At 60.8% G+C, this 25512-nt stretch carries 25 protein-coding genes and 1 pseudogene; 16 read left to right on the top strand and 10 right to left on the bottom strand.

The window, feature by feature from the left end; all coding sequences use genetic code 11:
- Positions 1 to 70 precede the first annotated feature (70 nt).
- The 6 genes from prpD to MHH62_RS17015 all read right to left on the bottom strand — a co-directional run bounded on the left by prpD (position 71) and on the right by MHH62_RS17015 (position 8467).
- Positions 71 to 1555, bottom strand: a complete 1485-nt coding sequence (prpD, locus tag MHH62_RS16990; protein ID WP_198833364.1) for a 2-methylcitrate dehydratase — start codon at positions 1553 to 1555, stop codon at positions 71 to 73.
- Between the two features lie 158 nt (positions 1556 to 1713).
- Positions 1714 to 2904 carry a 2-methylaconitate cis-trans isomerase PrpF gene (gene prpF / locus MHH62_RS16995; protein ID WP_019820556.1) on the bottom strand — a complete coding sequence of 397 codons (1191 nt, stop codon included), beginning with the start codon at positions 2902 to 2904 and terminating at the stop codon, positions 1714 to 1716.
- 11 nt (positions 2905 to 2915) lie between these two features.
- Complete coding sequence (acnD, locus tag MHH62_RS17000) at positions 2916 to 5510, bottom strand: Fe/S-dependent 2-methylisocitrate dehydratase AcnD (RefSeq protein WP_020302623.1); 2595 nt, start codon at positions 5508 to 5510, stop codon at positions 2916 to 2918.
- A gap of 183 nt (positions 5511 to 5693) precedes the next feature.
- Positions 5694 to 6821 carry a 2-methylcitrate synthase gene (gene prpC / locus MHH62_RS17005; RefSeq protein WP_014719499.1) on the bottom strand — a complete coding sequence of 376 codons (1128 nt, stop codon included), beginning with the start codon at positions 6819 to 6821 and terminating at the stop codon, positions 5694 to 5696.
- 42 nt (positions 6822 to 6863) lie between these two features.
- Positions 6864 to 7757: a methylisocitrate lyase gene (gene prpB, locus MHH62_RS17010; RefSeq protein WP_003193320.1), complete on the bottom strand. Its 894-nt coding sequence runs from the start codon at positions 7755 to 7757 to the stop codon at positions 6864 to 6866.
- Entirely contained in the window at positions 7754 to 8467 is a 714-nt protein-coding gene (locus MHH62_RS17015) for a GntR family transcriptional regulator (RefSeq protein ID WP_014719500.1), read from the bottom strand. Before MHH62_RS17015 ends, prpB begins: the two co-directional genes overlap by 4 nt.
- 270 nt (positions 8468 to 8737) lie before the next feature.
- Here MHH62_RS17015 and MHH62_RS17020 point away from each other — a divergent pair, with 270 nt between their 5' ends.
- The 6 genes from MHH62_RS17020 (at position 8738) to MHH62_RS17045 (ending at position 14214) form a co-directional block, all read left to right on the top strand.
- A complete protein-coding gene (locus MHH62_RS17020; protein ID WP_014719501.1) occupies positions 8738 to 9262 on the top strand; it encodes an ATP-dependent zinc protease in 525 nt (174 codons plus the stop codon).
- An 18-nt stretch (positions 9263 to 9280) separates the two neighbouring features.
- The gene (locus MHH62_RS17025) at positions 9281 to 10813 is read left to right on the top strand and encodes an inactive transglutaminase family protein (RefSeq protein ID WP_014719502.1); all 1533 of its coding nucleotides are present in this window, start codon (positions 9281 to 9283) and stop codon (positions 10811 to 10813) included.
- On the top strand, positions 10813 to 11799 hold the full coding sequence (locus MHH62_RS17030) for an alpha-L-glutamate ligase-like protein (RefSeq protein WP_003193326.1): 987 nt from the start codon (positions 10813 to 10815) through the stop codon (positions 11797 to 11799). Before MHH62_RS17025 ends, MHH62_RS17030 begins: the two co-directional genes overlap by 1 nt.
- Positions 11800 to 11985: 186 nt before the next feature.
- Entirely contained in the window at positions 11986 to 13329 is a 1344-nt protein-coding gene (gene pabB / locus MHH62_RS17035) for an aminodeoxychorismate synthase component I (RefSeq protein WP_020302620.1), read from the top strand.
- A 226-nt stretch (positions 13330 to 13555) separates the two neighbouring features.
- Positions 13556 to 13858, top strand: a complete 303-nt coding sequence (locus MHH62_RS17040) for a type II toxin-antitoxin system HigB family toxin (RefSeq protein WP_058410714.1) — start codon at positions 13556 to 13558, stop codon at positions 13856 to 13858.
- A complete protein-coding gene (locus tag MHH62_RS17045; protein ID WP_014719504.1) occupies positions 13858 to 14214 on the top strand; it encodes a transcriptional regulator in 357 nt (118 codons plus the stop codon). Before MHH62_RS17040 ends, MHH62_RS17045 begins: the two co-directional genes overlap by 1 nt.
- 127 nt (positions 14215 to 14341) lie before the next feature.
- Here the strand turns inward: MHH62_RS17045 and thrH are convergent, their stop codons facing one another.
- Complete coding sequence (thrH, locus tag MHH62_RS17050; protein WP_014719505.1) at positions 14342 to 14959, bottom strand: bifunctional phosphoserine phosphatase/homoserine phosphotransferase ThrH; 618 nt, start codon at positions 14957 to 14959, stop codon at positions 14342 to 14344.
- A gap of 151 nt (positions 14960 to 15110) precedes the next feature.
- Between thrH and MHH62_RS17055 the strand changes: the two genes are divergently transcribed.
- The 3 genes from MHH62_RS17055 to MHH62_RS17065 all read left to right on the top strand — a co-directional run bounded on the left by MHH62_RS17055 (position 15111) and on the right by MHH62_RS17065 (position 18534).
- On the top strand, positions 15111 to 15845 hold the full coding sequence (locus MHH62_RS17055) for a phosphoadenylyl-sulfate reductase (RefSeq protein ID WP_014719506.1): 735 nt from the start codon (positions 15111 to 15113) through the stop codon (positions 15843 to 15845).
- Positions 15846 to 16262: 417 nt separating this feature from the next.
- Entirely contained in the window at positions 16263 to 17792 is a 1530-nt protein-coding gene (locus tag MHH62_RS17060) for an NCS1 family nucleobase:cation symporter-1 (protein ID WP_019820568.1), read from the top strand.
- A 13-nt stretch (positions 17793 to 17805) separates the two neighbouring features.
- Positions 17806 to 18534, top strand: a complete 729-nt coding sequence (locus tag MHH62_RS17065; RefSeq protein WP_060767355.1) for an aspartate/glutamate racemase family protein — start codon at positions 17806 to 17808, stop codon at positions 18532 to 18534.
- A gap of 105 nt (positions 18535 to 18639) precedes the next feature.
- Here MHH62_RS17065 and MHH62_RS17070 read toward each other — a convergent pair whose 3' ends face one another.
- On the bottom strand, positions 18640 to 19563 hold the full coding sequence (locus MHH62_RS17070) for a LysR family transcriptional regulator (protein WP_336826927.1): 924 nt from the start codon (positions 19561 to 19563) through the stop codon (positions 18640 to 18642).
- 107 nt (positions 19564 to 19670) lie between these two features.
- On the opposite strand from MHH62_RS17070, the gene MHH62_RS17075 reads away from it, so the two are divergent.
- On the top strand, positions 19671 to 20417 hold the full coding sequence (locus MHH62_RS17075; protein ID WP_339231470.1) for a 3-oxoacyl-ACP reductase family protein: 747 nt from the start codon (positions 19671 to 19673) through the stop codon (positions 20415 to 20417).
- 126 nt (positions 20418 to 20543) lie between these two features.
- Here MHH62_RS17075 and MHH62_RS17080 read toward each other — a convergent pair whose 3' ends face one another.
- The gene (locus tag MHH62_RS17080; RefSeq protein ID WP_019820575.1) at positions 20544 to 21230 is read right to left on the bottom strand and encodes an HAD-IA family hydrolase; all 687 of its coding nucleotides are present in this window, start codon (positions 21228 to 21230) and stop codon (positions 20544 to 20546) included.
- Positions 21231 to 21454: 224 nt separating this feature from the next.
- On the opposite strand from MHH62_RS17080, the pseudogene MHH62_RS17085 reads away from it, so the two are divergent.
- The 3 genes and pseudogenes from MHH62_RS17085 to MHH62_RS17095 form a co-directional block, all read left to right on the top strand.
- Positions 21455 to 21706: pseudogene (locus MHH62_RS17085) on the top strand (type II toxin-antitoxin system RelE/ParE family toxin); the annotation flags it as partial.
- A complete protein-coding gene (locus MHH62_RS17090; RefSeq protein ID WP_014719512.1) occupies positions 21690 to 22016 on the top strand; it encodes a helix-turn-helix transcriptional regulator in 327 nt (108 codons plus the stop codon). The pseudogene MHH62_RS17085 and the gene MHH62_RS17090, both read left to right, overlap by 17 nt.
- Before the next feature lie 51 nt (positions 22017 to 22067).
- Positions 22068 to 22424 (top strand): DUF2784 domain-containing protein, encoded by a 357-nt coding sequence (locus MHH62_RS17095; RefSeq protein ID WP_014719513.1) that lies wholly within the window; start codon positions 22068 to 22070, stop codon positions 22422 to 22424.
- Here MHH62_RS17095 and MHH62_RS17100 read toward each other — a convergent pair.
- A complete protein-coding gene (locus MHH62_RS17100) occupies positions 22411 to 23379 on the bottom strand; it encodes an NAD-dependent epimerase/dehydratase family protein (RefSeq protein WP_014719514.1) in 969 nt (322 codons plus the stop codon). The genes MHH62_RS17095 and MHH62_RS17100 overlap by 14 nt on opposite strands.
- A 94-nt stretch (positions 23380 to 23473) precedes the next feature.
- On the opposite strand from MHH62_RS17100, the gene MHH62_RS17105 reads away from it, so the two are divergent.
- From MHH62_RS17105 to MHH62_RS17115, 3 genes are all read left to right on the top strand, one after another.
- Complete coding sequence (locus tag MHH62_RS17105) at positions 23474 to 24358, top strand: LysR family transcriptional regulator (protein WP_014719515.1); 885 nt, start codon at positions 23474 to 23476, stop codon at positions 24356 to 24358.
- A gap of 53 nt (positions 24359 to 24411) precedes the next feature.
- Positions 24412 to 24990 (top strand): DUF4337 domain-containing protein, encoded by a 579-nt coding sequence (locus MHH62_RS17110; protein WP_003193347.1) that lies wholly within the window; start codon positions 24412 to 24414, stop codon positions 24988 to 24990.
- Between the two features lie 178 nt (positions 24991 to 25168).
- Entirely contained in the window at positions 25169 to 25504 is a 336-nt protein-coding gene (locus MHH62_RS17115) for a hypothetical protein (protein ID WP_003193349.1), read from the top strand.
- The last annotated feature ends 8 nt before the right edge of the window (positions 25505 to 25512 follow it).

Below are 25512 nucleotides of genomic sequence, written 5' to 3' on the forward strand. Positions count from 1 at the left end.
AGTCAATTCATGTGGGGCTGACACACCGCTATCGCAGGCAAGCCAGCTCCCACAGCGACCGTGCTGTTTTTCAGATCGTGAACAGGTCCATGAAACGGTTGACTGGCGTCGCCTCAAGCCGTGCCTGATCCTTGCACAACGCAAAGATTTCGGCGCTGCGTTGCGCAGTGAACCGCGTGGCCAGGTTGGCCTTGAACTTGTCTTCCAGCAGTGGAATGCCGTCCACCCGACGGCGACGATGGCCAATCGGATACTCCACCGCCACCTGCTCGGTGCAGGTGCCATCCGTGAAAAACACCTGCACCGCATTGGCAATGGAGCGCTTGTCGGCCTCCAGGTATTCGCGGCTATAGCGCGGGTCTTCGACGATGACCATCTTGTCGCGCAACTGATCAATGATCGGGTGGGCCGCGTGGAAATCATCTTCATACTGCTCGGCCACCAGGTTGCCGAACGCCAACGGCACGGCGGTCATGTATTGCAGGCAGTGGTCGCGATCAGCGGCGTTGGCCAATGGGCCGACCTTGGAAATAATGCGAATCGCCGACTCGTGAGTAGTGATCACGATGCGGTCGATTTCATGCAGGCGATGCTTGACCAGCGGGTGCAGGGCGACTGCCGCTTCACAGGCAGTTTGCGCGTGAAACTCGGCCGGGAAGCTGATCTTGAACAGCACGTTCTCCATCACGTAGGTGCCGTAGGGTTGGGGCAGGCTGAACGCGCGCTTATCCTCGGGCTTGAGCGCCAAGTCCTTGTTGGTGTGGCTGAACAGCACGTCGTAGAAGCCCCACTGCGGCGCACTCAATACACCGGGGATGCCCATTTCGCCACGCAAGGCGATGTCTGCCAGGCGTACGCCGCGGCTCGATGCATCGCCTGCGGCCCAGGATTTGCGCGAGCCGGCATTCGGTGCATGGCGATAGGTGCGCAGCGCCTGGCCATCGACAAAAGCGTGTGACAACGCCGATAGCAGTTGCTCGCGGTTGGCGCCCATCAGCTTGGCGGTGACCGCCGTGGTAGCGACTTTCACCAACAACACATGGTCGAGGCCTACCCGGTTGAAGGAGTTTTCCAAGGCAATCACACCTTGGATTTCGTGGGCCATGATCATCGCTTCCAGCACTGCACGCACGGTCAACGGCGCGTCGCCATTGGCCAGGCGCTTTTGCGACAGGTGATCGGCCACGGCGAGGATGCCGCCCAGGTTGTCCGAAGGGTGGCCCCATTCAGCAGCGAGCCAGGTGTCGTTGTAGTCGAGCCAGCGCACGATGCAACCGATATCCCAGGCGGCCTTGACCGGGTCCAGGCGGAACGAAGTGCCCGGCACCCGTGCGCCAAACGGCACCACGGTACCCTCTACCATCGGCCCCAGGTGCTTGGTGCACTCGGGGAAGCGCAGGGCCAGCAGGCCACAGCCGAGGGTGTCCATCAGGCAGTTGCGGGCGGTATCCAGGGCGTCCTGGGAGTCGATGCGGTAGTTGAGGACGTAGTCGGCGATGTCCTGCAACACCGGGTCGTAGTCGGGACGGTTGTTCTGGTCGACGTTGGCGCTCATGGCGGTTCTCCTAAAAGGTGGGGTTGTTCCTCAAGCTCAAGGTTGATGTTGATCGTTCCCACGCTCCGCGTGGGAATGCATCCCGTGACGCTCTGCGTCACAGCAGGACGCAGAGCGTCCCAGGCGACGTTCCCACGCGGAGCGTGGGAACGATCAAGCTAAAAGGCGTCGCCGGGGATGCGTACGTAGCCTTCCATCAACACCCGCGCACTGCGGCTCATAATGGCTTTTTTCACCACCCATTCACCGTTCACCTGGCTGGCCTCGGCCCCCACGCGCAAGGTGCCGGACGGATGCCCGAAGCGCACGGCATTGCGCTCTACGCCGCCCGCCGCCAGGTTGACCAAGGTGCCGGAAATCGCCGCGGCGGTGCCAATCGCCACCGCCGCGGTGCCCATCATCGCGTGGTGCAGTTTGCCCATCGACAAGGCGCGCACCAGCAGGTCCACATCGCCGGCCTTGATCGCCTTGCCGCTGGAGGCCACGTAATCGGCAGGTTTGGCGACGAACGCCACCTTGGGCGTGTGCTGGCGCTGGGCGGCTTCGTCCAGGTGTTTGATCAGGCCCATGCGCAACGCGCCATACGCCCGCACGGTCTCGAACATCGCCAGGGCCTTGGGGTCGCTGTTGATCGCGCCTTGCAGCTCGGTTCCGGTGTAGCCCAAGTCCTGGGCATTGATGAAAATCGTCGGGATACCGGCGTTGATCAACGTGGCCTTGAAGGTACCGACGCCGGGTACCTCCAGGTCGTCGACGAGGTTGCCAGTGGGAAACATCGAGCCACCACCGCCCTCTTCTTCCGCCGCGGGGTCCATGAATTCCAACTGCACTTCGGCAGCCGGGAAGGTCACGCCGTCCAGTTCAAAGTCGCCGGTTTCCTGCACCGCGCCGTCAGTGATTGGCACGTGGGCGATGATGGTCTTGCCGATATTGGCCTGCCACACCCGCACCACGGCCACGCCGTTATGGGGTACGCGGGCCGCATCGACCAGGCCGGCACTGATGGCGAACGAACCCACCGCCGCCGACAGGTTGCCGCAGTTGCCGCTCCAATCGACAAATGGCTTGTCGATGGAGACCTGGCCGAACAGGTAATCCACGTCGTGATCGGCGCGGCTGCTTTTGGCCAGGATCACGGTCTTGCTGGTGCTCGAGGTGGCCCCACCCATGCCGTCGATCTGCTTGTCATAGGGGTCGGGGCTGCCAATCACCCGCAGCAACAAGGCGTCGCGTGCAGGGCCCGGCACCTGCGCCGCGGCGGGCAGGTCCTGGAGGCTGAAGAACACGCCCTTGCTGGTGCCGCCACGCATGTAGGTGGCGGGGATTTTGATTTGCGCTACGTGTGCCATGGTTATCCTCTTCAGGCGGTCGCCTTTGATTCCAGGAAGTCCTGGGCGAAACGTTGCAACACGCCACCGGCTTCGTAGATCGACACTTCTTCGGCGGTGTCCAGGCGGCAGGTCACTGGCACCTCGACACGTTCGCCATTCTTGCGGTTGATCACCAGGGTCAGTTGCGCACGCGGGGTGCGCTCGCCGACCACGTCATAGGTTTCACTGCCGTCGATTTGCAGGGTGTGGCGGTCGGTGCCTGGCAGGAACTCCAGGGGCAACACGCCCATGCCCACCAGGTTGGTGCGGTGGATGCGCTCGAAGCCTTCGGCGGCAATCGCTTCCACACCGGCCAGGCGTACGCCCTTGGCCGCCCAGTCGCGGGACGAACCTTGGCCATAGTCGGCGCCGGCGATGATGATCAGCGGTTGCTTGCGCTCCATGTAAGTCTCGATGGCTTCCCACATCCGCGTGACCTTGCCTTCCGGCTCGATGCGCGCAAGAGAGCCCTGCTTGACCTTGCCGTTTTCCTGCACCATTTCGTTGAACAGTTTCGGGTTGGCGAAGGTGGCGCGCTGCGCCGTCAAATGGTCGCCCCTGTGGGTGGCGTAGGAGTTGAAGTCGACCTCGGGCAAGCCCATTTTCGCCAGGTATTCACCGGCGGCGCTGTCCAGCATGATTGCGTTGGACGGCGACAAGTGGTCGGTGGTGATGTTGTCCGGCAGCACCGCCAGCGGGCGCATACCTTTGAGCGGTCGTGCACCGGCCAGCGCGCCTTCCCAGTACGGCGGGCGGCGGATATAGGTGCTTTGTGGGCGCCAGTCGTACAGCGGCGTGACCTTGGGCCCGGTGTCTTCGTGAATGGCGAACATCGGGATATACACCGCACGGAATTGCTCGGGTTTTACCGAAGCCTTGACCACCGCGTCGATCTCTTCATCGCTCGGCCAGATGTCTTGCAGGCGGATTTCGTTGCCGTCGGCATCCAGGCCGAGCACGTCCTTCTCGATGTCGAAACGGATGGTACCGGCAATCGCATAGGCCACCACCAGCGGCGGCGACGCCAGGAAGGCTTGCTTGGCGTAAGGGTGAATGCGCCCGTCAAAGTTGCGGTTACCCGACAACACCGCGGTGGCGTACAGGTCGCGGTCGATGATCTCTTGCTGGATCACCGGGTCGAGTGCGCCGGACATGCCGTTGCAGGTGGTGCAGGCAAAGGCCACCACGCCAAAACCGAGTTTTTCCAGCTCATGGCCCAGGCCGGCTTCTTCCAGGTACATGGCCACGGTTTTCGAGCCCGGCGCCAAAGACGACTTGACCCACGGCTTGCGGGTCAGCCCCAGCTTGTTGGCGTTGCGTGCCAACAGGCCGGCGGCGATCACGTTGCGCGGGTTGCTGGTGTTGGTGCAACTGGTGATGGCGGCGATGATCACTGCGCCGTCGGGCATTTGCCCCGGCACGTCATCCCATTGGCCGGCAATGCCTTTTGACGCCAGGTCGCGGGTGGCCAGGCGGGCATGGGGGTTGCTCGGGCCGGCCATGTTGCGCACGACGCTGGAGAGGTCGAAGCTCAGGCTGCGCTCGTACTGCGCGCCTTTCAGGTCGTCCGCCCACAGGCCGGTGTGACGTGCGTATTGCTCGACCAGGGCGACTTGTTCGTCTTCGCGGCCGGTGAGTTTGAGGTAAGCGATGGTTTGCGCGTCGATGTAGAACATCGCGGCGGTGGCGCCGTACTCCGGGGCCATGTTGGAGATGGTGGCACGGTCACCCAAAGTGAGTGCCGACGCCCCTTCGCCGAAGAACTCCAGCCAGGCGCCGACCACCTTCTGCTGGCGCAGGAATTCGGTGAGCGCCAGCACCATATCGGTGGCGGTGATGCCCGGTTGCAGCTTGCCGGTCAATTCCACGCCCACGCTTTCCGGCAGGCGCATCCACGACGCACGGCCGAGCATCACGCTTTCGGCTTCCAGGCCACCGACACCGATGGCGATCACCCCCAGGGCATCCACGTGAGGCGTATGGCTGTCGGTGCCGACACAGGTATCCGGGAAGGCCACGCCGTCACGCACTTGAATCACCGGGGACATTTTCTCCAGATTGATCTGGTGCATGATGCCGTTGCCCGGCGGGATCACATCAACGTTCTTGAAGGCCTTTTTGGTCCACTCGATAAAGTGGAAGCGGTCTTCGTTGCGACGGTCTTCAATGGCGCGGTTTTTTTCGAAGGCTTGCGGGTCAAAGCCACCGGCCTCGACGGCCAGTGAATGGTCGACGATCAGTTGGGTGGGCACCACCGGGTTGACCTGCGCCGGGTCGCCGCCTTGCTGGGCGATGGCATCGCGCAGGCCGGCGAGGTCGACCAGAGCGGTCTGGCCGAGGATGTCATGGCACACCACGCGGGCGGGGAACCACGGGAAGTCGAGGTCGCGCTTGCGCTCGATCAGTTGGCTCAGGGACGCGTCGAGGGTGGCCGGGTCGCAACGGCGCACCAGGTTCTCGGCGAGCACGCGCGAAGTGTAGGGCAGCGTGGCGTAGGCGCCGGGGGTGATTGCCTCGACAGCCGCACGGGCGTCGAAGAAATCCAGGCGGCTGCCGGGGAGCGGTTTGCGAAATTCAGTGTTCATCGTCAGGACTCGGTCACGGTAAGTTCGAAAGGTGAACTGTCGACACTGGCTTTGTTTCCTGTGGGAGCTGGCTTGCCTGCGATGGCATCACTGTGGTGTGACAGGTACACCGAGGTGATGCCATCGCAGGCAAGCCAGCTCCCACACACAAGCACATGAGCCAGCGGGCACAGCCCATCCCATTCAGCGACGTTCGATTGGCACGAACTTGCGCTGCTCAACGCCGGTGTACTCGGCGCTTGGACGGATGATGCGGTTGTTGGCGCGCTGCTCGAACACGTGCGCAGCCCAGCCAGTCAGGCGCGAGCATACGAAAATCGGCGTGAACAGCTTGGTCGGGATGCCCATGAAGTGGTACGCCGAGGCATGGTAGAAATCGGCGTTAGGAAACAGCTTCTTCTGTTCCCACATGGTCTTGTCGATGGCTTCGGAGACCGGGAACAACACGGTGTCGCCCACTTCGTCAGCGAGCTTTTTCGACCAGCCCTTGATCACTTCATTGCGCGGATCGCTGTCTTTATAGATCGCGTGGCCAAAGCCCATGATCTTGTCTTTGCGCGCCAACATGCCAAGGGTGCCTTCAACCGCTTCCTGGGCCGAGGAGAAACGTTCGATCATTTCCATCGCCGCTTCGTTGGCACCGCCGTGCAGCGGGCCGCGCAGGGAGCCGATGGCAGCGGTGACGCAGGAATACAGGTCGGACAATGTCGATGCACACACCCGTGCGGTGAAGGTCGAAGCGTTGAATTCGTGTTCAGCGTAGAGGATCAGCGACACGTTCATCACTTTGACGTGCAGCTCGCTCGGTTTCTTGCCATGCAGCAGGTGCAGGAAGTGGCCACCGATGCTCGGCTCGTCGGTCACGCAGTCGATGCGCTGGCCGTCGTGGCTGAAGCGATACCAGTAGCACATGATCGCCGGGAACGCGGCGAGCAGGCGGTCGGTGACATCGCGCTGCACGCTGAAATCTTTCTCCGGCTCGATATTGCCCAGGAACGAGCACCCGGTGCGCATCACGTCCATCGGATGGGCGTCGGCGGGGATGCGTTCGAGCACTTCTTTCAGGGCCTGGGGCAGGTCACGCAGTTTGCTCAGCTTGTTGCTGTAAGCGGCCAGTTCGGCCTGGGTTGGCAGTTCACCGTACAGCAGCAGGTAGGCGACTTCTTCAAACTGGGCGTCGGCGGCCAGTTCGCGTACGTCGTAGCCACGGTAGGTCAGGCCGGCGCCGGCCTGGCCCACGGTGGACAGTGCCGTCTGCCCGGCGACCTGGCCACGCAGGCCAGCACCACTCAATACTTTTGCTTCAGCCATGTTCGTTCTCCAATTTTGTAGTTGTTCAGGGAACCACAGGGTTTATTTTTTCGCGGCGAACAGCGCGTCGAGCTTCTGCTCGAAGGTGTGGTAGTCGATGCGATCGTAAAGCTCCATGCGCGTTTGCATGGTGTCGATCACATTCTGCTGGGTACCGTCGCGACGAATCGCGGTGTAGACATTCTCGGCGGCCTTGTTCATGGCACGGAAAGCCGAGAGCGGGTACAGCACAATGGAAACATCCGCAGATTTCAACTGTTCGGTGGTGTACAGCGGTGTGGCGCCGAACTCGGTGATGTTCGCCAGGATCGGCGCCTTCACGCGGGAGGCGAACAGCTTGTACATCTCCAGTTCAGTGATGGCTTCCGGGAACACCATGTCGGCACCGGCCTCGATGCACGCGGCGGCACGCTCCAGTGCGGACTCCAGGCCCTCGACCGCCAGGGCGTCGGTGCGCGCCATGATCACGAAGCTGTCATCGGTGCGCGCATCCACGGCGGCCTTGATGCGGTCGACCATTTCTTGCTGGGACACGATTTCTTTGTTGGGGCGATGACCGCAGCGCTTGGCGCCCACCTGGTCTTCGATATGGATGGCGGCGGCGCCGAACTTGATCATCGACTTGACGGTACGTGCCACGTTGAACGCCGAGGAGCCGAAACCGGTGTCCACGTCCACCAGCAGCGGCAGGTCGCACACGTCGGTAATGCGACGCACGTCGGTGAGCACGTCATCCAGGCCGGTGATACCCAGGTCCGGCACGCCGAGAGAGCCGGCGGCTACACCGCCACCTGACAGATAAATCGCCTTGAAGCCGGCGCGCTTGGCCAAGAGCGCATGGTTGGCATTGATGGCGCCCACCACTTGCAAGGGCTGTTCGCTGGCGACGGCGTCACGGAAACGCTGGCCGGGAGTGCTGTTGTTGTTGGAACTCATGACTCACCTCGTGATGAAGGCGCACCGTCCGGGAAGTGACGGGCAATGTTGCGTTTGGAGGCGCCGATATGCCGGCGCATCAACAGTTCGGCCAGTTCACCGTCGCGATCGGCAATCGCGTCCAGAATGCGGTGATGCTCGGCAAAGGCCTGGCGTGGACGATTGGGGGTGGCGGAGAACTGGATGCGGTACATGCGCACCAGTTGATACAGCTCGCCGCAGAGCATTTGGGTGAGGGTGCGGTTACCGGCACCTTGAATGATGCGGTAGTGAAAATCGAAGTCGCCTTCCTGCTGGTAATAGCCGACACCGGCCTGGAACGCCGCATCCCGTTCGTGGGTGTGCAACACCTGGCGCAGCTCCTCGATCTCTGCGTCAGTCATACGCTCGGCGGCCAGGCGACAGGCCATGCCCTCCAGGGACTCGCGAATCTCATACAGTTCGACCAGCTCGGCGTGACTCAAAGACACCACGCGTGCGCCGACATGAGGCACCCGCACCAGCAGGCGCTGGCCTTCCAGGCGATGGATCGCTTCGCGCAGCGGGCCGCGACTGATGCCGTAGGTGCGCGCCAGCTCCGGCTCGGAAATCTTGCTACCGGGGGCGATTTCGCCTTTGACGATGGCGGCCTGGATACGCCGGAAGACGTTCTCTGACATGGTCTGGGAATCGTCTGGTGCCACCGATGGTTTTTCCAGTTGCTCCAGCATATTGTCGACACCTTTAAAATCAATGCCGCAAAAACTAGCCAATAAGCCTCTCATAGTCAAAGAATAAATACACATTGTCGACAATCGTCTAATAACCCCATCAATCGCCCGCCCAGGCATGGCCGCCTGCCAGCGCTGGCGCCAAAAAAGCATCATGTTAGAATGCCCGCCGCTTTTGCCTGACATCAGATGATGAAAGGGCGCACCCGAGATTGCGCAGCAATGCCAGTCCCCATGAAATGAACAGTGCACTGCCCTGCCTCAGGATTTATGAGACTCAAGCCTTACCTACTAGTGATGTGCCTGCTGTGCATACCGAGCCTTGGCGCTGGCGCCGAGAAGACCGTGTACGGCCTGAATGAATACGCCAAGCTTGCGGGTATCGACCTAGAAGTGGCGGCCAAACTCGACACCGGCGCCAAGACCGCCTCGTTGAGTGCCCGCGATATCAAGCGCTTCAAGCGCAATGGCGAATCCTGGGTACGCTTCTACCTGGCCATCGACACCGCCCATTCCCACCCCATCGAACTGCCCCTGGCGCGTGTCAGCAAAATCAAGCGCCGCGCCGGCGACTACGACCCCGATGAGGACAAGAACTACACCGCCCGCCCAGTGATTGCGCTGGATATTTGCATGGGCAGTGCTTTACGCAGCATCGAAGTGAACTTGACTGACCGCAGCGCATTCCAATACCCGCTGCTGATTGGCTCCGAAGCCTTGAAACGCTTTGATGCGCTGGTCGACCCCAGTCTTAAATATGCAGCAGGCAAACCCGCCTGCGCCGCCGACGCTTAATACCGCCGAGTAAACCGAATGCGCTCTCTGACCCTGCACCTGAAAATCCTGATCACCTTGCTGGTGGTGCTGGGCATTTCGGTCACCGCCTATCAGATCTTCGTGCTGGGAATTCCCGTCACCGAAGATGCCACCGACGACTTGTGGAACATCGACGCCAAGGTCGAGTTCGTCGCCAACCCGAAAGACCCGGTCAAGATCCAGATGTTCGTGCCGCCCTTGAGCCGCGACTTCGTCAGCCTCAATGAGAGCTTTATCTCGAACAACTACGGGGTGAGCGTCAACCGCATCGACGGCAACCGCAAGGTCACCTGGTCGGCGCGCCGGGCCAAGGGCAACCAGACCCTCTATTACCGTCTGGTGCTGACCAAGCGCTACAGCGGCGAAAAGATCAAGATCAAAGGCCCGACCTTCCGCGACAGCATCGCCGTGGAAGGCCCGGAAAAGATCGCCGCCGAAGCCTTGCTGGCGCCGATCCGCCAGCACTCGGCCGACGTCGAAACCTTTATCAGTGAAGCCATCAAGCGCACCAACAACCTCAACGACGACAATGTGAAGTTGCTGCTGGCCGGCGACCCCTCGACGCCGCACAAAGCCAAGATCGTCGAACTGCTGCTGTCCATCGCCCACGTGCCGGTAGAAAAAGTCCACACCATCCGCCTGGTGGCCGACCAGCCGCAAACCCCGGAACTGTGGCTGCGCAGCTTCAACGGCAACGACTGGCTGTACTTCAACCCGGAAACTGGCGAACAGGGCCTGCCCGCCGACCGCCTGCTATGGTGGACCGGCGATGAAAACCTGATCACCGTCGATGGCGGCAAGAAAGCCATGGTGACCTTCAGCCTGAACAACAGCGAGATGAATGCCATCCGCCTGGCCAAGCTGACGGACGAAAACACCGACGCCAACTTCCTCGAATACTCACTGTACGGCCTGCCGCTGCAAACCCAGCAGACCTTCATGATCATGGTGATGATCCCGATTGGCGTGCTGGTGATTCTGATCCTGCGCAACCTGATCGGCCTGCAAACCCTGGGTACCTTCACACCGGTGCTGATCGCCCTGGCGTTCCGCGAGACGCAACTGGGCTTCGGGATTGTGCTGTTCACAATTATCACAGCACTGGGGTTATCACTCAGGTCCTACCTGGAACACTTGAAACTGCAGATGTTGCCGAGGCTGTCGGTGGTGCTGACCTTTGTGGTGGTGCTGATTGCCGCCATCAGCCTGTTCAGCCACAAGCTGGGGCTGGAACGCGGCTTGTCGGTGGCGCTGTTCCCGATGGTGATCCTGACCATGACCATCGAACGCCTGTCGATTACCTGGGAGGAGCGTGGCGCCAACCATGCGCTGAAAGTGGCGATTGGCACCCTGTTCGCTGCGTCCCTGGCGCACCTGATCATGAGCGTGCCGGAGTTGGTCTACTTCGTGTTCACCTTCCCGGCGATCCTGTTGATCCTGGTGGGCTTCATGCTGGCCATGGGTCGCTACCGCGGCTATCGCCTCACCGAGCTGGTGCGTTTCAAGGCGTTCCTGAAGGCTGACTCTTGATGTTCGGCTTCTGGAAGACCTGGAAGGCCCTGGAAGCGCGGGGGATCATGGGCATTAACCGGCGTAATGCCGACTACGTGCTCAAGTACAACAAGCGCAGCCTGTACCCGATAGTGGATGACAAGATCATTACCAAGGAACGGGCGCTGGCCGCCGGTATCCATGTACCGGAAATGTACGGGGTGATCTCCACCGAAAAGGAAATCGACAAGCTCGACGAGATCATCGGCGGGCGCAGCGACTTCGTGATCAAGCCCGCCCAGGGCGCCGGTGGCGACGGCATCCTGGTGGTTGCAGACCGTTTTGAAGGGCGCTATCGCACGGTGTCCGGCAAGATCATCAGCCATGAAGAGATCGAGCACCAGATTTCCAGCATCCTCACCGGCCTGTACTCCCTCGGCGGCCACCGCGACCGCGCGTTGATCGAGTACCGCGTGGTGCCCGACCAGATCTTCAAGAGCATCAGCTATGAAGGCGTGCCGGACATCCGCATCATCGTGCTGATGGGCTACCCGGTGATGGCGATGCTGCGCTTGCCCACCCGCCAGTCCGGCGGCAAGGCCAACCTGCACCAGGGCGCGATCGGCGTGGGTGTAGACCTGGCCACCGGCCTGACCCTGCGCGGCACCTGGCTGAACAACATCATCACCAAGCACCCCGACACCACCAACGCGGTGGATGGCGTGCAACTGCCCAACTGGGACGGTTTCATGAAACTCGCAGCCGGCTGCTATGAGCTGTGCGGGCTGGGTTATATCGGCGTGGACATGGTGCTGGACCAGGAAAAAGGCCCGCTGATCCTTGAGCTGAACGCACGGCCAGGGCTGAACATCCAGATTGCCAACGACTGCGGCTTGACCTTGCGCACCCATGCGGTGGAGGCGCGGCTGGAAGAACTCAAGGCGGCCGGGGTGACAGAAACCCCAGAAGAACGGGTGAAGTTCGTGCAGGAGATGTTCGGGCATATTCCGCCGGTTGAAGGTTAAGCAGCGCATCGCAGGCAAGCCCGGGCTCGCTAGGTGGGAGCTGGCTTGCCTGCGATAGCTTTCTGACAAGCCATCCATCCCCCAGGCTATGCCCTCTATCGAGCTATCACCGACATCCCCCCTAGGAGCAAGTCCTACAGAGGACTACAATCCCCTCCCCCACGCCACTGGCTGATTCACCCTCGCATGTCGACCTGTTCCGTTTACCCCTTACCCTACCGGGCCAACCCCGCCGAGTACTTTGCGGCTATTCGCCATGCGCCTGGCGCGGTGCTGCTCGACAGCGGCCGCCCGGCTGCCGAGCGGGGGCGCTATGACCTGCTCAGCGCCTGGCCTGAAGCAACCTTGACGGTTGGGCCGGATGAAAGCGGCGGCGATTTCCTGCAACGCTTGCGAGAAAACCTGGCGCAGTTGGGTGAGGCCGCCCTGCCTGCTGGGGTTGAATTGCCCTTTGCCGGCGGTTTGATCGGTTACTTGAGCTATGACTTCGGCCGGCACCTGGAACAGGTTGCACGCCTGGCCGTGGACGACCTGCACCTGCCGGATGCGCGCCTGGGGTTGTATGCCTGGGCGCTGGTCAGCGATCACCAGGCGCGCACCAGCCAGCTGGTGTTTCACCCGGTGCTGGCCGATAGCGAGCGGCAACGGCTGATCGCTCTGTTCAGTCATGCAACGGGCAGCGCGCCCACCGCCTTCAAGCTTCAGGGCCCCATGGCGCCGGACCTCAGCCTGGAGGCATATCAGCAGGCCATCCTGCGTATTCAGGATTACATTCAGGCCGGCGACTGCTACCAGGTCAACTTTACCCAACGCTTTCGCGCACCTTGTAGCGGCGACCCGTGGGCGGCCTACTGCGCCCTGCGCGAGGCCTGCCCGACACCGTTTTCCGGGTTCCAGAGCCTGCCGGATGACGGCGCGGTGCTGAGCCTGTCGCCGGAACGCTTTGTGCGCATCAGCGAACGCCAGGTCGAGACTCGCCCGATCAAGGGCACCCGCCCTCGCGGCCTGACACCAGAAGAGGATGCCGCCAACGCCGCCGAACTGCTGGCCAGCCCCAAGGACCGCGCAGAAAACCTGATGATCGTCGACCTGCTGCGCAACGACCTTGGCCGCAGCTGCCGCATCGGCTCGGTGAACGTGCCGGAATTGTTCAGCCTGGAAAGCTACCCCAACGTGCACCACCTGGTAAGCAGCGTCACTGGCATATTGGCCGACGACAAAGACGCCCTCGACCTGATCGCCGGCAGCTTCCCCGGCGGCTCCATCACCGGCGCGCCGAAGATTCGCGCCATGCAGATCATCGACGAGCTTGAACCCAACCGTCGCGGGTTCTATTGCGGCTCGCTGATGTACCTGGACGTGCGCGGCGAGATGGACAGTTCCATCGCGATTCGCAGCTTGCTGGTCAAGGATGGGCAGGTGTGTTGCTGGGGTGGCGGCGGGATTGTGGCGGATTCGCAGTGGCAGGCGGAGTATCAGGAGTCGCTGACGAAGGTGCGGGTGTTGTTACAAACGTTGGAAAACCTGTAGGGCACAGCCCCTGCCTAGCGTTCGAGTAGAACGCCATGCGATAGAAAAAGCCTGAATCAGAACCGCTGTGGACGGAATAGACGCTTGCAGATAGCGTCCGGATCGACCGTCCACCGCCACCTGTGAAGGATCACATGAAGCGACTGCCTCCTCGTCTGGAAATATTTCCGAGATTGCCTAACCGCGCAATCGCACCTATGATCTCCCAAAACGGGAGGTTGAAGCGATGCGGATAATCGCTCTCTCTACCCTACGAATATTCTGGGAAAGCCATTCAGCTTATAGCGACGCCAGAACACCGCTGGTCGAGTGGTATCGGCACATGGAAAAGGCCAATTATCCAACACCGCAAGCACTCAAGGCCGAGCTCAGAACAGCGAGCATTCTTAAGGGCGGCAGGGTCGTGTTCAACGTCGGCGGCAACAAGTATCGAGTGATCATGGCCATCGACTACCAGCGACAACTAGGGTTTATACGGTACGTGGGGACCCACGCTCAGTACGACCAGATCAACGCGGAGACTGCGTGATGAACATCAAACCTATTCACTCCCAGGAAGACCTGACTGCGGCACTCGTACGAGTCGAGCAGATATGGGGAGCACTACCCGGCTCGCCTGAAGGTGATGAGCTGGAAATCCTGGCAATCCTCATCGAGAAGTACGAAGCCGAGCATTACCCCATGCCCCCTTCGGATCCGGTAGAGGCTATCAAGTTTCGCATGGAGCAATTGGGCATGACCGCCCGCGATCTGGAGCCGTTTATCGGCACCAGTGGGCGGGTGTCAGAGGTGCTGAACCACAAGCGCAAGCTGAGCCTGGCGATGATCAAACGCCTGCATGAAGGCTTGCGTATTCCTTATGAGCGCTTGCTGGCCGAGGGTTAGGCGGTGACGGAGCCGATGCCATCGCGGGCAACCCCGGCTCCCTCAGTTGACCGCGTCGTTTGACGTTACAGGGTCGAAGGTGGGAGCTGGCTTGCCTGCGATGGGGCAATCAGCCGCGCCGCATAACTTACAGGCTCAACTGCCGATTCGACGCCTTGATAAACTCTTTTTTCAAGTCTTCAAACGTATGCACCGCCGGGAACTGCGGGAATTCGCGAATCACATTGTCCGGCGCATGGAACAGAATCCCACGGTCAGCTTCACCCAGCATGCTGGTGTCATTGTAGGAATCACCGGCAGCGATCACGCGGTAGTAGAGGGTCTTGAATGCCAGCACTGATTGGCGCTTGGGGTCTTTCTGGCGCAGTTGGTAGCTGACCACCCGGTCGTTTTCATCGGTGATCAAGCGGTGGCAAAGCAAGGTCGGGAACCCCAGCTGACGCATCAGCGGCTGGGAGAACTCGTAGAAGGTGTCGGACAGGATCACCACCTGAAAGCGCTCGCGCAGCCAGTTGACGAACTCGATCGCGCCGTCCAGCGGCTTGAGTGTGGCGATCACGGCCTGGATATCGGCCAACTTGAGCCCATGCTCGTCGAGGATACGCAGGCGCTGTTGCATCAGCACGTCGTAGTCGGGGATGTCACGGGTGGTGGCCCGCAGGGACTCAATGCCGGTTTTCTCGGCAAAGGCGATCCAGATTTCCGGAACCAGTACCCCTTCCAGGTCAAGGCAGGCAATTTCCACACGACACTCCTATTAGATGTTGTTAGTTGAGCGAGCAAAAGGACTGCCGAACTCTAGCGACTCAAGCCAGCCGCCGCAACGCGGGACAGTTTTTGATACCATCGCCCTCCTAGAGAGCGCTCAGCGCCACTGACCTGTAGGAACCGTCCTGATGAACCAAGCCTTCGACGTCGTTGAACTCGCCACGACTTATGCCAACAAGTCTGCCCAGGACATTCTCAAGCTGGCGTTCAGCCAGTTCGGCGATGACCTGTGGATTTCCTTCAGCGGTGCCGAGGATGTGGTGCTGGTGGACATGGCCTGGAAGCTGAACAAGAACGTCAAGGTGTTCAGCCTCGACACCGGCCGCCTGCATCCGGAGACCTACCGGTTTATCGAGCAGGTGCGTGAGTTCTACAAGATCGACATCGAGCTGATCTCGCCAGACCCGAGCAAGCTGGAGCCCTTCGTCAAAGAGAAAGGCCTGTTCAGCTTCTATAAGGACGGCCATGGCGAATGCTGCGGCATCCGCAAGATCGAACCGCTGCGCCGCAAACTCGCAGGTGTCAGCGCCTGGGCCACCGGCCAGCGCCGCGACCAGAGCCCCGGCACTCGCAGCCAGGTGGCGGCGCTGGAAATCGACACGGCGTTCTCCACGCCGGAACGCACCCTGTACAAGTTCAACCCGCTGGCGCAGATGACCAGCGAAGAGGTGTGGGGCTACATCCGCATGCTGGAGCTGCCGTACAACAGCCTGCATGAGCGCGGCTTCATCAGCATCGGCTGCGAGCCCTGCACCCGGCCGGTACTGCCCCGCCAGCATGAGCGCGAAGGCCGCTGGTGGTGGGAAGAAGCCACGCAGAAGGAATGCGGGCTGCATGCGGGGAATATCATCAGCAAGGCTTGAGCCTCTCATGCCACCGCCTCTGTAGGAGCGAACTTGCTCGCTCCTACAGAAAGCGAGATTTCCTTTCGGCCGGGTAAATCTTGTACACAACCTTGTAACCATAAGTGCCATTTTTGTGTGCAACTTAATATACAACGCACCAAAACGTAACATCTCTCTGCGCCAATGGCGCCGTCTATAAATAGCCCTCCAATTAACAAAAAAATAAATACCTGTTCAAACGGTCAACTTATAGTGTCCGTAATTCAGTGAGTTATTCTCAACCTATATAAAAACGAAATTAGCCAAGATTTTCATATATCGAGAATTGGCACGCATATGGCTTAGGCAGAAGTGCGCTTTGTATACAATCAATACAAAACCTACATACACTTTGCCATCCGCCGCTTTGCTGCAGATGCGCTGGAGCCTGCCGGAATGCGTACAAGTCTCTCGAACACCCTCGCACTGGATCTGCCCTCCTCCCCGTTAAACCCTGCGGCCGCCGGCCCCGGTCCGCTGGTACTCAGCCCGCGCCTGCACAACAAGGACCTGGCGCCCACCAAGGTCGAAGGCCGACGCTGGGGGCGCTATAGCATCTTCGCGTTGTGGACCAATGACGTGCACAACATCGCCAACTACTCATTCGCCATCGGCCTCTATGCATTAGGCCTGGGCGGCTGGCAAATATTGCTGTCCCTGGGGATCGGCGCGGCGCTGGTGTACTTCTTTATGAACTTGTCGGGCTACATGGGGCAGAAGACCGGTGTGCCGTTTCCGGTTATCAGCCGTATCAGCTTCGGCATTCATGGGGCGCAGATTCCGGCGTTGATTCGGGCGGTAATTGCGATTGCCTGGTTTGGGATCCAGACCTACCTGGCCTCGGTAGTTTTTCGCGTGCTGCTGACCGCCATTCATCCAGGCTTTGCCGATTATGACCACGACTCGATTCTGGGGCTGTCGACCCTGGGTTGGGCGTGCTTTGTGGCGATCTGGCTGGTGCAGTTGGTGATCCTCGCCTATGGCATGGAAATGGTACGTCGCTATGAAGGCTTCGCCGGGCCGGTGATTCTGCTGACCGTGGCCGCACTGGCCGGCTGGATGTACTTCCAGGCGAACGGGCAAATTGCCTGGTCGATCCGCGAGCCCCTGAGTGGCGGCGAGATGTGGCGCAATATCTTTGCCGGCGGCGCGCTGTGGCTGGCCATCTACGGCACCTTGATCCTCAACTTCTGCGACTTCGCCCGTTCCTCACCCTGCCGCAGGACTATCCAGGTCGGCAACTTCTGGGGCCTGCCGGTGAATATCCTGGTGTTCGCCGCCATCACCGTGCTGCTGTGCGGCGGGCAGTTCCAGCTCAATGGCCGCGTGATCGAAAGCCCGACCGAAATCATCGCGGCGATCCCCAACACCTTCTTTCTCGTGCTCGGCTGCCTGGCCTTCCTGATCGTCACCGTGGCGGTGAACATCATGGCCAACTTCGTCGCCCCGGCCTTTGTATTAAGCAACCTGGCGCCCAAGTACCTGAACTTTCGCCGCGCCGGACTGATCAGCGCCTTCGTTGCCGTGCTGATCCTGCCGTGGAACCTCTATAACAGCCCACTGGTGATCGTGTATTTCCTCTCTGGCCTCGGCGCGCTGCTGGGGCCGTTGTACGGGGTGATCATGGTCGATTACTGGCTGATCCGTAAAAGCCAGGTGGATGTGCCGCAGCTGTACAGCGAAGACCCCCAAGGCATTTATTACTACAGCCGGGGGGTGAATATGCGTGCGGTGGCGGCGTTCATTCCGGCGGCGGTGATCGCCATCCTGCTGGCGCTGTTGCCGGGGTTTGCCAGCGTCTCGCCGTTTTCCTGGTTGTTTGGCGCCGGCATTGCAGGGTTGCTGTACCTGCTGATTGCCAAGCGTCAACCGCACTACGCCGATGTCAGCGGCGAAAGCATTGCCGTCGATAACGTCAGTCATTAAACAAGGACTTTCCATGCGTATCCTCGTGGTCAACGTCAACACCACCGAATCCATCACCGACACCATTGCCCAGCAAGCACGGGCCGTGGCTTCACCGGGCACCGAGATTGTCGGGCTCACCCCGTACTTCGGCGCAGAATCGGTGGAAGGCAATTTTGAAAGCTATCTGGCAGCCATCGCCGTGATGGATCGGGTAATGGCCTACGACCAGCCCTTTGATGCGGTGATCCAGGCCGGCTATGGCGAACATGGCCGTGAAGGCCTGCAGGAACTGCTCAATGTGCCGGTGGTGGATATCACCGAAGCGGCGGCCAGCACCGCGATGTTCCTGGGGCACGCCTACTCGGTGGTGACCACCCTGGACCGCACTGTGCCGCTGATTGAAGACCGGCTGAAACTCGCCGGCCTCTACCAGCGCTGTGCTTCGGTGCGCGCCAGCGGCATGGCGGTGCTGGAACTGGAAGAAGACCCGCTGGGCGCCACGGAGGCCATCGTGCGCCAGGCCGAACTGGCCATCCGCGACGACAAGGCCGAGGTGATCTGCCTGGGCTGCGGCGGCATGGCCGGGCTGGATGAGCAGATCCGCCAGCGCACCGGGGTGCCAGTGGTGGACGGAGTGACGGCGGCGGTGATGGTGGCCGAGTCGTTGGTGCGGTTGGGGTTGTCGACCTCGAAGATCAGGACGTATGCGGCGCCGCGGCCGAAGAAAGTCATTGGATGGCCGGGCAAGTTCGGGCGGTAGACCGATGCGCCTGCATCGCGGGCAAGCCCGGCTCCCACAGTGATCGCAATCCAATGTGGGAGCCGGGCTTGCCCGCGATGGCCACGACTCGAGGTAAGGCCCTGCTCAGATGGCACTGAACCGTTGAGCCAGTTTCTGCTCGGCGAACTGCTCAATAATGAAATCCACAAACGCCCGCGTCTTGCCCGGCAGCAACTTATGCTCGGCGTAGTAGATGGAAATATTGCCGTCGTCCACATACCAATCGGGTAACACTCGCACCAACGCACCGCTGACCAGGAACGGCACGGCCATTGGCATGCTCACCAGCGCGATGCCAAGGCCCTGGGCACTGGCGCAGCAGGCGGCTTCGGAGTCGCTCATGGTCATGGCTGGCTTCAGTACCAGTGGGCTGTGCTCGCGCTCACGGTGGGTCAGTTGCCATGAACGCACCCGGCCAGTCTGCGGCGAGCGAATCAAGATGCCGAGGCAGTGCGACAGGTCGTCGGGCGCCCGCACCGGCAAGCGTCGCGCCAGGTAATCCGGCGACGCCACCAGCACCCGGTGCGCCGGGGTCAACTTGCGCGCCACCACGCCTTGGGGCAGCTCAAACCCGCCGCCAATGGCCGCATCGAAGCCTTGCCCGATCAGGTCGACCTGGCGGTTATCGAAATGCCAGTCCGGGCTGATATCCGGACAGCGCTGCATGAATTCGCCCAACAACGGCACCACATACCGATTGCCGAACACTGGCCCCATGCTGACCTTGAGCGTGCCCACCGGCCGCCCTTCGGCACTGGCCAGGTTGGCGACCGCATTCTGAATGGTGGTGAGGCTGCCGCTGACTTCCGCCAGGAACACCTTGCCGGCTTCGGTCAGCGCCAGACGCCGAGTGCTGCGCTGGAACAGCCGCACACCGAGGCGCGCCTCCAACTTGGCGACGCTTTTACCCACCGCTGCGGGAGTGAGGCTCAGGTGCCGTGCAGCCTCGGCAAAGCTGCCACCCTCGGCGCTGCGCACAAAGCATTCGATACTGCCAAAGCTTTCCATATCGCTCCACTCTAAACTTTTGGTTTACACAGACTATAGCAACCACGGGCTACCGAGCTGCGCGGGTGAGGTCGATACTCGCTCCATCAACTACCTCGGAGATCGACATGACCACACATAACCTCACCGGCAAAGTCGCCTTGATTCAAGGCGGTTCCCGCGGCATTGGCGCCGCCATCGTCAAGCGCCTCGCCGCCCAAGGGGCAGCGGTTGCCTTTACCTACGTCAGCTCGGCCGCCAAGGCTGAAACACTGCAGAACGAGGTGATCGGCGCAGGGGGTCAGGCTCTGGCGATTCACGGCGACAGCGCCGATGCCACGGCGATTCGCGCGGCGGTCAACGCCACGGTCGAGGCGTTTGGACGCCTGGATATCCTGGTGAATAACGCTGGCGTGCTGGCCATCGCGCCGCTGGACGAATTCAAGCTGGAAGACTTCGACCAGACCTTGGCGATCAATGTGCGCAGCGTGTTTATCGCCACCCAGGAAGCCGCCAAGCACATGGGCGAAGGTGGCCGCGTGATCAATATCGGCAGCACCAACGCCGAACGCATGCCCTTTGGCGGTGGCGGGCCCTACGCCATGAGCAAGGCGGCGCTGGTGGGGTTGACCAAGGGATTGGCGCGGGACCTGGGGCCACGGGGCATCACCATCAACAACGTGCAGCCTGGGCCGGTGGACACCGACATGAACCCGGCGAACAGTGATTTTGCCGACAGCCTGATCGGGTTGATGGCGGTAGGACGGTATGGGCATGTGGAGGAGATTGCCAGTTTTGTGGCCTATCTGGCCGGGCCGGAGGCCGGCTATATCACGGGCGCCAGCCTGACCATCGACGGTGGTTTCAGCGCCTGATTTTGCAAAACTGCACACCAAATGTGGGAGCGGGCTTGCCCGCGAAGGCGTGTGTCAGTGCGACATCTGTCACTGCACTACCGCTTTCGCAGGCAAGCCAGCTCCCACACTTTTGACCGCGCGGGGTCAGGCCATGGGGGGCAAGCCGTAGGCGGCCAAATCAAAGTCGGCGAGCTTGCGAATAATCTGGTCAGCATGCTGGTACTTGCTGTCAGCCATCGCCTCATCGGGCACCGCAATAGCGGTCATGTGCGCAGCCTTCGCCGCCGTCACGCCGAACGGCGAATCTTCGAACACCAGACAATCCTCAGGCGCTACACCCAACCGGCGCGCGGCGGTGAGGAAGATATCCGGCGCGGGCTTGGCAGCGCCTACTTCCGGGTCGTCAGCGGTGACGATGGTGTCGAACAGGCCAAACCATTCACGGTGCAGGGTGGTCTTGTGGCCAAACGAGTTACGCGATGAACTGGTGCCCACCGCAATCGGAATATTGTGCGCCTTCAAGTGCCGCACCAACGCCTCGGCACCGGGCATACCCAAGGCCTTGGGAAAGCGCTCGCTCATCAGCGGTTCGCGTATTTCCAGAAACTCGGCGGGCGTGATCGGCAGGTCCAGGGCCTTGACCACGTAATCGGCCAAATCCTGGGCACCCCGCCCGATGATGTGCTGCTTGATGCCCCAGTCGTAGGTACGACCATAGCGTTCGGCAATGATCTGCGTGACTTCGGTGTAGATGCCTTCGGTATCCAGCAACAACCCGTCCATATCGAAAATCACGGCTTTGATCGGGACAGCGGTACGCGGTGCATTCATCACAACACAACCTTGGGGCGAGGACTAAAAGGATTCAGCACAATAACGGCCCTCGTTGCCTGCAAGCAACCTTCGTGGGCCTTCCGTTGATTCATACCACGCAACAGTTTTACCCGTCGGCGCTGACGGCGGCCGTCTAGGGTTTGAGAGGAAAACGTCATGACCCGTTGACGCGGATCTGAAAATACCGATTGCAAACCTTATAAAAGACTTATTAACCTCCCATGAATTCAATCCAATGGACGCGAAAAGCCGTCAAACAATTGCTTCGGTTGCATTCGTATCATCAGCAACAGGTACGCGATGCCGTGTCCGCTCTTGAACACATGCCCGATGCAATCAACGTCAAGGCACTGGTTAACCATCCTCACAGCTATCGCTTGCGGGTAGGTCATTACCGGGTCCTTTTCGACTGGGACGGCAGCATCCAGGTCGTCAGCATCCAAGAGGTTAAAAAACGTGACGAGCGAACCTACTGCCGTACAGATCATCCACAATACGCAGGGCGAGCCAGCCTATGTGGTGATTCCCTATGAACACTATGTGGCGCAGCAAAACGATCCAAACCTGATCCCCCATGCGGTAGTCAGCCGCCTGGTGGATGGCGCAACACCTATTCGCGCGTGGCGCGAGCACCTGAGCCTGACCCAGGAAGAAGTCGCCAAACGCCTGGGTATTTCACAATCGGCATTTGCCCAGCAGGAAGCGGTCAGCAAACCCCGCCGCACCACGCGGGAAAAAATAGCCAAAGCGTTCGGTATCAATGCCAGTCAACTGGAGCTATAACGGCGCGCTGCAAAAATTCACGTACCCCTTCACCTCACATCGAGCTCAAACATGCTCTACCGCCTAGCCGCCGACGGCCTCGTGCTGTTCCACCTGGCCTTTATCCTGTTCGTGCTGTTCGGCGGCCTGCTCACCCTGAAGTGGCCCAGGGTAATGTGGCTGCACCTGCCCGCCGTTGCCTGGGGCATCGCGGTGGAGGTGCTGCACCTGCCCTGCCCACTCACCCGTTGGGAAAACCTGTTTCGCCACTTGGCCGGGCAGGATGGTTATGGCGGTGGGTTTATCGAGCATTACATTCTGACGATGATCTACCCAGCCGGGCTGACTGCGAATACTCAATTAGTGCTGGGGGCCGTGGTGGTGGTGGTCAACCTCGCCGTGTATGCACGCCTGATCAAACGCAAGTAGGCAGGCAACCCAGGCCAACCAGGGTGGCCTCCACCGCCTGTTCCAGCGGTGTGTGGGGCTCATGGCCGAGCGTCGCGAGCAGGCGCTGGTTATCCAGGCGCAACGGTGTTTGCCACAGGTAGCGCATCTCCTGCATCTCACGCACGGTGACGACAAAAGGCGCCGCCCAGTTCAACAACCACCAGGGAAACGCGCCGACCCTGGGTTGCTGGCCCGTCCTGCGCAGCACCACACGCTGGATCGTCTTAGCCATCTGCGTACCGTCCGCATCCATGTACCCAGCCATATGAAAGCAGGCGAAGGCGCCAAGACTGGCACGACGCTCAATCAACTCAAGCATTGTACGCGCTACGTCCGGCAGATAAGCCCATTGATGGGCCACGCCGTAATCGCCTGGGTAGCGGATGGTGTGCACCGGTTTGCCGGGTTTGACCAAGCCTTGGGCAAACCAGTTATTGGCCACCCTGGCGCCGAAAAAATCCCCAGCGCGCACAATCACCACCCGGGCGCCCTGAGTGGAAGCGGCTCGCAAGCGCTGCTCCATCTGCACACGGATCGCGCCCTTGCGAGTCAGCGGGTGCTGGGGTGAGTCTTCGTGCAGCACAGGGAATGCATCCGGCCCGAAGTTGTAGACCGTGCCGGGCAGCACGACTGTCGCGCCTTCGCAGATGGCCGCCGCAATGGAGTTGTCGATCATCGGCAACACCCACTCGGCCCATTTGCGATAACCCGGCGGATTGACGCCGTGCACGATTACCGCGCAGCCCCGGGCGGCCGCGATTACGTCGTCGCGATTCAGGGCATCGCCTTTTAGCCACGTAAAAACAGGATTTTGGCTGCGAGCCTTGATCAGATCCCGAGTCAACGCCCGCACCTCCCAGCCCGCCGCGCTCAACTGCCGCGCCACTTCGCCACCAATGCCACCGGTTGCACCCAAAACCAGAACCTTGCTCATCACCCTCTCCCACTGTTGGTTGATGAGGGTATGTTGGATGCGGAACAGCTATAGAGGAATTGCCCAAGAGTATCGAGCCGCTATACATTTATGTATGGCTACGAATATCGGTTGGGAGCTTTACCGGTCATTTCTCGGTGTACTCAAGGAAGGATCGCTGTCGGGGGCCGCACGGCAGCTCGGCATCACCCAACCCACGGTAGGGCGGCACATCGCCGCGCTGGAAACGGCGCTGGGCGTCGTGTTGTTCACCCGCTCGCCCTCAGGCTTATTACCCACTACGGTCGCCCACACACTGCGGGCGCATGCAGAAACCATGGCGCGTACCGCCGCCGCCCTTGAACGCGCCGCCTCGTCCCAAGGCGATGAGGTGCGCGGCGTGGTACGAGTATCGGCCAGTGAAGTGGTGGGTGTGGAGGTACTGCCGCCGATCATCACGCAATTGCGCCGGGAACACCCGCACCTGAAGGTGGAACTGGTGCTGACCAACCGCTTGAGCGACCTGCTGCAGCTGGAAGCCGACATTGCCGTGCGCATGGTGCGCCCCAGCCAGGAGCAGCTGCTGGCGCGGCGTATCGGCCTGATCGAAGTCGGCCTGCATGCCCGTGACGATTACCTGCAGCAACACGGCATCCCCCAACACATGCACGACCTGGCCGGCCACTCCGTCATCGGCTTTGATCAAGCCACTGCATTTATCCGCAGCCTGGCAATCAAGGGTTTTGAGCGCAACGCCTTCGCCATCAGTAGCGACAGCGACCTGGCGCAACTGGCAATGATCCGCGCCGGTGCCGGCATCGGTGGGTGCCAGGTACAACTGGCCCAGCGCGACCCACGTCTGCGCCGAGTGCTGCCTGACGGCTTCGCGTTTAAAATGGACACTTGGGTCAGCATGCACGAAGACCTGCGCAACAGCCCACGCTGCCGGGTGACATTCGATGCACTGGTGGCAGGTTTGCAGCGTTACGTACAGGCTTGAGACAGCTGCGCTGGTGAACAATCAGCGCACCTCAATCCGTTCGCGGTCACCCCATGTCCGAAGCCTTCGAAGTTCCCAGCCCCCACGAAAAACACCTTGAACACACCACCGAGCATGCTCACGGCCGCGGCGATAGCTTTGCCAGTCGTATCGCCGTGATGACCGCGATCATGGCGACCGTCGGTGCCATGCTCAGCTATCAGGCCGGCTCCAGCGAAAGTGAAGCTGCGATGGACAAGAACAACGCCGCCATCATCAAGACCGAAGCCGCTAACCAGTGGAACTACTACCAGGCCAAATCCAGCCGCCAGAACCTGGCAGAACTGGCCAGCCATATTCCCGGCGTGGATGCGGCGCATTACCAGGCGGAGATCGAGCGCTACAAGCGCCAGAAGGAAGAAGTGCGTAAACAGGCCGAAACGCTTGAGGCCACTTCACGGGACTGGGACCACAAATCCGAGGAAGCGCTGCACCAGCACCATCGCTGGGCCCAGGCGATGACGGCGATTCAGATCGCGATTTCATTGGCGGCGATTACCCTGCTCACGCGCAAGGAATGGCTCAAACGCATGTCGTACACCGCCGGCGGGGTGGCGGTGATGTTGGGTGGCCTGGCGTGGCTGCATCTCTGACACGCCGAAGAATAAATGTGGGCGCTGTCGAGCCCCAACCAGGCTGCAATGGGATCACCGCGCAGTACCCGCCAGACTGCGACCCAGCCTCGCTGATTGATTTCAATCTGCCAACTGAGCGCTTAGAGTGTCGCCCCCCCGAGAATTGAATCTCGAGATTGAACCTATGGAGTTATGAGTGAAATACGTCAGTAAAGTCGTTGCAGCAGCCGTACTTGGTTTCACCCTGGCAGGTTGCACCGGCACCGCCATGAAAACCCAGCAATACGACGCCAGCCAATACACCGTCCTCGGCCACAGCGAAGCCAGCGCCACCGGCATCATGCTGCTGGGCGTCATCCCCATCGGCCAGAACAACCGCTTCGTACGCGCCCAGGATGCAGCCATCAAGGCCAAGGGCGGCGACGCGTTGATCAACACACAAGTGCAGGAAAAGTGGTTCTGGGCTTGGGTATTGAACGGCTACACCACCAAAATCTCCGGTGATGTGATCAAGCTGAAAACCGCGCAATAAAGTACGAA

It is taken from the genome of Pseudomonas sp. FSL L8-0168 (genome assembly GCF_037976155.1).
GTDB classification, from domain to species: Bacteria; Pseudomonadota; Gammaproteobacteria; order Pseudomonadales; family Pseudomonadaceae; genus Aquipseudomonas; species Aquipseudomonas paracarnis.